This window comes from Wolbachia endosymbiont of Drosophila baimaii, from assembly GCF_028982185.1.
GTDB lineage: Bacteria > Pseudomonadota > Alphaproteobacteria > Rickettsiales > Anaplasmataceae > Wolbachia > Wolbachia pipientis.
Genome location: NZ_JAPQLE010000085.1, coordinates 1 through 5637 on the forward strand (window position 1 = coordinate 1; position 5637 = coordinate 5637).

Here is a 5637-nt window from a genome sequence, read left to right on the forward strand (position 1 = left end):
TTTGTCAGTAGCCACCAGATTTTTTCAGTTGCTATGCAACAAAGCCCACTGGGATCCAGATTGGGCACTAAGTTGGTAAACACGAAAGCGATTAATCCTTTACAACGTTTTTGATGGAACTGCGCGAAAGAACTGGATGCCAGTGTCACGCACTGGCATGACACCCATTTCTTCCTATAGTTGTCTTTTCTCGTCTACCTTATTTTACCACTCTGCTGAACAGATACATAACATTTGCTATACAGAAACTCTGCGATACCAAAATAAATAAAGAGGTACGCCACTTGCAGTGAATAAGCTTGCGATCAGCAAGGTATTCACAGAAGTTTCAAATATTACCCAGCAGCAAAAGGTTGTTGCTATACTGCCAATTAAAAATTTGTAACAACTCTTTTCTTGCACAATAACTTTGAGAAAAGCAAGACTGCATGCAAGGTAAACAAATAAAAATGAAACTACAGAAAAGTCGATAATTGATGTGATCTGCTTAGCAAAATTGTTGCTTGAAGTGAGGATTAGTAAAGTTGCAGTTCCAACTGAGCTAGTTGTTATGCCCCAGAAAGGAGAACCGTGCTTGTTTCTTTGAGCAAAAAACTGTGGCATCAGTTTATCTTTTGCAAGGCCAAGGGCCACTTGTCCACTAGCTAGTACCCAAGCGTTTAAAGTACCAACACAAAAAATGAACGCAGTTATAGAAATAATCAAGTGCCAATTGCCAGAGGCCATAATTTTTATTGCGTCAACATATGGTGCTCTTGAACTTGCTAAATCATTGCCATTTATTAATCCCATAATTGCAAGATTGTTGATAAAATACACAACAGCAACAGAGATTGTTCCAAGTACCACAGCTCTTGGTATTGTTCTAGCTGGATTATCAACTGACCCTGCAGGTGCTGTTGCCAATTCAACTCCAATAAAACCCCATAGAGTAATAAGTGTAGAACGGGCAAGAATCTGCGATGTTGTAAGATTTGATATTTCTTCACTTATGATGAAGTTATTTCTATCAAAAAAAAACAATGCTGCTATAGGTATTACAAGCAATACAGAAATTTTTATCACCGTCAATAAAAACTCAACACGTCCAGCAGTAGCTACTCCTCTAAAATTTATTAGTGTAATAATTGTAAGTAATAACATCTCTAAAAACAGATGTACGTTTTGAATATCTTCATGGAAAAATGGTGTAAGATAACCAACACCCACAACTATTACGGCTGTTGTGCTAACCCATGAGATCACCCAATACGTCCAACCAACAAAAAAAGCTGCAGCAGGGCCAAAAGCATGCTTTACATAGACGTGAGGGCCACCCGTTTCCGGAAATTTTGCGCAGAGTGAGGCAAAAACTAAAGCAAGAGATATAGCACCAAGCCCTGATATTATCCAGCTTATAAGGCTATACATGCCATATGGAGCAAGGCTAATTGGAAGCATAAAAATTCCAGAGCCAATTTGGCTACTAATCACTAAGGCAAAAATAGCCCAAAAACCTATTTTATTTGACACAATAGTTTCTAATTTCTATCTGAATAGATTAACAATATAACTGAAGCTCAGAAATTTCAATCAATCTCTATAGAAACTTGCATTTTTTTCAATTTATTTCTAAAATAGATAATATTAACAGATTATTAAGATGGGGTTATGAATCAGAAACTAAAAAAGCTTCTAGTTATTTGTGGACATATTTTATTATTTGCTGCTTGTACTGCAGCATGGTTTTTGTCGGCATATTTAATTCTTGTGGTTGATTCATTCCTTTTTGGAGGAGCTCTTACTTCATTAAATCCACAAGTTACAGAGTTAGTCTTTGGTATATTAGGTGTAGTTTCGTTTGTTGTGTTCTCCAGCATACATATACTCTGCTCCATCTTTACGGAAAAGATTATAAGCAGCTATCAATCTTTCAAGGATGAAAACAGTGGTGATGACATTTTTTCTGAAGTATATAACGACCCAACAATAGGATTGAAAGATAAGATTCTATTTCTCTCTATATATTTAATATATTGCATTCAATTACCATTTTTGTATTGTACTTCGAAGATATCTACCATTAATAAGTTACTGCAAGGATTGGGATATGGAGGACTTTCACTTTCTCTTCAAGCATGTTTCATACTTATAAATGCTATATTATTAATCCCAGTAGCTCTTCTCGAGTTAATAAAGTATCCATTGGTAAAGCTCTTCTCGCCTTTAGGTTTAAAAGATTCAAATGTAAAGCAGCTAAGCTTTTTGTTTAATGTAAGTGATGTGGGCACTGGTAGTCAAAGTGTTCATACTAGAAGTTTTGAGGAAAGTGTCATAAACTGTGCTGAAGAACTAAAACAGAAATTTGGAACTCAACCAAATGTACTCAATAAAGAGTTTGAAGACTACATAAATAATTCAGATGAGCTTACAACTGAGCAAAAAGAGCAATTAAAATTTTACCTTAACTTTAATGGTTCCAATGAAGCAGCTTGGCAAGAATCAAAAACTGGACTAACTCTCACACAAGCTGCAAACTTAGTTTCAACTGCTGCTAAGAATCAAAAATCAGATGTGAATTCACTATTACTAATGAATTTAAAGGATGGACTTGGTTTATGTACTCTGGGAATGTGCGATCGTATTATTTATTCGCTTAGTTGTCTTGAAGTACAAAATAACTTTATAGCTCAACTAGAGCCTGACCTAATAAGGGGGCTAGTTTGTAATGCTACTAAAAGATTTTTTGAAGGATATATGGGTAAGCATTACCATAAGATAAAAGTCTTAAAGGAAAATTTTGAGAAAAATTTTGATAAATTATACTCATCAGATTCTAAATTAGATTGGGGTGTCATGGACGATGAGGCAAAGGATGACATTTCTTATACAAGAAATGCTATAAAAGAATTTGTGTTTAAAGAACTCTACGTGAAATTGCACAAAGATTATAAGGAACGTATTCATAGAGGGCAGATAAAACAAGGACTAAGGGAATCAATAACAGATGATATTGTAGATTCGGCAATATATCTTACAATATATGAGGTAAGCATTCCTGCAGAACCACCTACTTATCTTGAAGGAGTAAAAGCATTTTTTGGAGTTCATGCAAGGTCTTCTGCTGCTTAGTGGTTTAATTCGTGCTATATAGCTAAAGTGGCTTAGGTTCACCTACAATTTGAAAAACAACAAATTCGTCATTCCGCTACTAGTTAGCGCCGCGGCGGTATAGCTATAGCTTTGTCCTCCCTTTTCTGAATGACTTGCAAGCTGCTATCTCTACAAAAACTATATTTTTCTTCAGAAGAGAGTTATATTGTAACTATGGACAAAACAATCATAAAAAAATTTGGTGGGACTTCGCTAACTGATTTAAACCGAGTTGCAAATTTGATAAAAAACGATATTGAGAAAGGTTGTAATGTAATCGTTGTTGTATCTGCTGTTGCAGGATTTACTGACCAAATGGCTTTTCAGGCTAGGCAAATCTCAAATTTAAGTTGCAGACAAGAGTTATCAGAGTATGACGTTATGCTTTCAGCAGGAGAGCAAATCTCTTGCGGTCTATTAGCTATCACTCTCCAATCGATCGGAGTTAATGCTAAATCATGGCTTGCCTGGCAGTTACCAATTGTAACTGATGATTTTTATTCTGAGTCTAAAATAAAAACAATAAAGATTGACCGTGTGAAAAGATCTTTTGCTGAGGGTTATACTGCTGCGATCATCGCTGGTTTTCAGGGTATAAATGATGATAGAATCACTACTTTTGGAAGAGGAGGCTCTGATATATCAGCAGTTGCCTTCGCGATAGCCTTTGGTGTTAGAGCTTGCGAAATTTTTACTGATATTGATGGAATATATACAGCAGACCCGAAAACTGTTCCAAAGGCACGCAAGCTCAAATTTATCTCTTACGATGAAATGTTGGAAATGTCGTCATCTGGTGCTAAAATACTGCATAATCGTTCAGTACAACTTGCAATGAAACATAACATTAAAGTGCAAGTGCTATCCACTTTTAAGGAAGTAGAAGGCACCACAGTGCTACACAAAAGGGAGGTACTAGAGAGATACTTAATTACTGGAATAACTTATAGCACTAATGAAGCTCTTGTGACTTTCACTAACCTTGCAAATAACTTGCGTACTTTAAGAGATATAGTAGGGGCAAACGTTAAAATTGATATGATACATGGGTCAAGTTTTGTTATCTCCAAATTTGATATTGATTTAATGGAAAAGTTACTGAATAAGAATGAAAATTATGCTATAAACGATAATGTAGCTAAAATTTCAATAATTGGTATTGGTGTTATGTCTAACACTGAAGTGATGCACCGCACACTCAAGGTTTTAAGCGAAAAAAAGATAGAAATACTTGCTATCACAACATCTGAAATCAAAATCAGTATAATTGTTCAAAAAGAATGCGCTGTAGCTTTAGTCAAAGATTTACATACTGAGTATGAGCTTGATATGCAGCACTAGGATAGGCTTGACGTCCAGTTGTCTAAGAGTATGTCTTGAAAAGGAATGAGGAAAAAAATATGATAGTGTAAGTAAAAAATAGGAGGGAAAATTGTATCCAAGTGATATAAGTGATAAGGAATGGGAAATTTTGGAGCCACATGTTGCACAAGGAAAGATAGGGAGGCCAAGAAAGCACAATATCAGAACAATTATTAATGCAATAAGGTATATAATGAGAGGTGGTTGTCAATGGAGAATGCTGCCGAAAGATTTTCCTCCATGGAAGACAGTGTATGACTATTTTCTCAGGTGACGTAGTAATGGCAAATTGGAAAAAATACATAATATGCTAGTAAAAGAGGTAAGAAAAATGTTTGGTAAAAATGAAACACCTTCAGTAGGAATAATTGACAGTCAATCAGTAAAAACCACTCAAAAAGGGGATCCAGAGGATATGATGCTGAAAAAAAATAAAGGGTAGAAAACGTCATATTGTTGTAGATACAGTGGGCTTAATTATTGCGGCTGATGTTCATAGTGCAAGTGTTCAAGATCGTGATGGTGCTCTAAATCTTTTCACTCAAGCTAAATACAAGGCTCCAACTTTACGTAAGTTTTTTGCTGATCAAGGATACATAGCAAAACCGCTGTTTATTGGAGACAGGATACGATTACCAAGAAAGCTGTTGATGTTACAGGATTTTTCGACAATCTGGACCACAATTTAGCACTGCAGGCTATCAAGAAGCACACAGACTGCAAATGGGTTATACTGTATGTTGAAAGGTGGATGAAATCCCCTATTCAGCAAGCAGATGGCAGTAAGGTAGTTAGGGAAAAAAGGAGTTCCGCAAGGAGGTTCAATAAGCCCAATCATTTCAAACATATTTATGCACCATGCATTTGATATATGGATGAAACAAAATCACCCAACAGTACCATTTGAAAGATATGTGGATGATGCGATAGTGCACTGCAGAACTAAAAGACAGGCAGAATTTATGCAAGCAGCAATCGAAGAAAGATTGGCACAATGTAAGCTAAAATTGCAACCTGATACCAATGCCATTCCAAAACTCCATCATTATACTGCCTTATACCAATTCTCATTATTAGGAGGACAAATAGGAGACATTGCAGAGTTGTTTAATTATGGAGTGGGTAAGAGAGGTAACAAATTTA

The 5637-nt window shown here is 35.8% G+C and carries 6 protein-coding genes and 1 pseudogene; 6 read left to right on the forward strand and 1 reads right to left on the reverse strand.

From position 1 onward, the window contains the following. Nucleotides 1-237: 237 nt before the first annotated feature. Nucleotides 238-1512: an APC family permease gene (locus OZD66_RS02810; RefSeq protein WP_010082345.1), complete on the reverse strand. Its 1275-nt coding sequence runs from the start codon at nt 1510-1512 to the stop codon at nt 238-240. Nucleotides 1513-1650: 138 nt separating this feature from the next. Between OZD66_RS02810 and OZD66_RS02815 the strand changes: the two genes are divergently transcribed. The 6 genes and pseudogenes from OZD66_RS02815 to OZD66_RS02835 form a co-directional block, all read left to right on the forward strand. Further along, nucleotides 1651-3111, forward strand: a complete 1461-nt coding sequence (locus tag OZD66_RS02815) for a hypothetical protein (RefSeq protein WP_182367110.1) — start codon at nt 1651-1653, stop codon at nt 3109-3111. Between the two features lie 195 nt (nt 3112-3306). Continuing rightward, the gene (locus tag OZD66_RS02820) at nt 3307-4473 is read left to right on the forward strand and encodes an aspartate kinase (protein ID WP_182367141.1); all 1167 of its coding nucleotides are present in this window, start codon (nt 3307-3309) and stop codon (nt 4471-4473) included. Between the two features lie 91 nt (nt 4474-4564). After that, nucleotides 4565-4768, forward strand: coding sequence for an IS5 family transposase (locus OZD66_RS02825; protein ID WP_007549940.1), 204 nt, complete (start codon nt 4565-4567; stop codon nt 4766-4768). A 15-nt stretch (nt 4769-4783) separates the two neighbouring features. Next, nucleotides 4784-4936, forward strand: coding sequence for a hypothetical protein (locus OZD66_RS02830; protein ID WP_167482793.1), 153 nt, complete (start codon nt 4784-4786; stop codon nt 4934-4936). A gap of 25 nt (nt 4937-4961) precedes the next feature. Further along, the gene (locus tag OZD66_RS06020) at nt 4962-5183 is read left to right on the forward strand and encodes a hypothetical protein (protein WP_022626388.1); all 222 of its coding nucleotides are present in this window, start codon (nt 4962-4964) and stop codon (nt 5181-5183) included. A 162-nt stretch (nt 5184-5345) separates the two neighbouring features. After that, a pseudogene (locus tag OZD66_RS02835) lies at nt 5346-5637 on the forward strand (hypothetical protein); the annotation flags it as partial.

Coding starts and splice junctions, on each gene's coding strand:
- OZD66_RS02815 (WP_182367110.1), top strand. CDS start 1,651: ATGAATCAGAAACTAAAAAAGCTTCTAGTTATTTGTGGACATATTTTA.
- OZD66_RS02820 (WP_182367141.1), top strand. CDS start 3,307: ATGGACAAAACAATCATAAAAAAATTTGGTGGGACTTCGCTAACTGAT.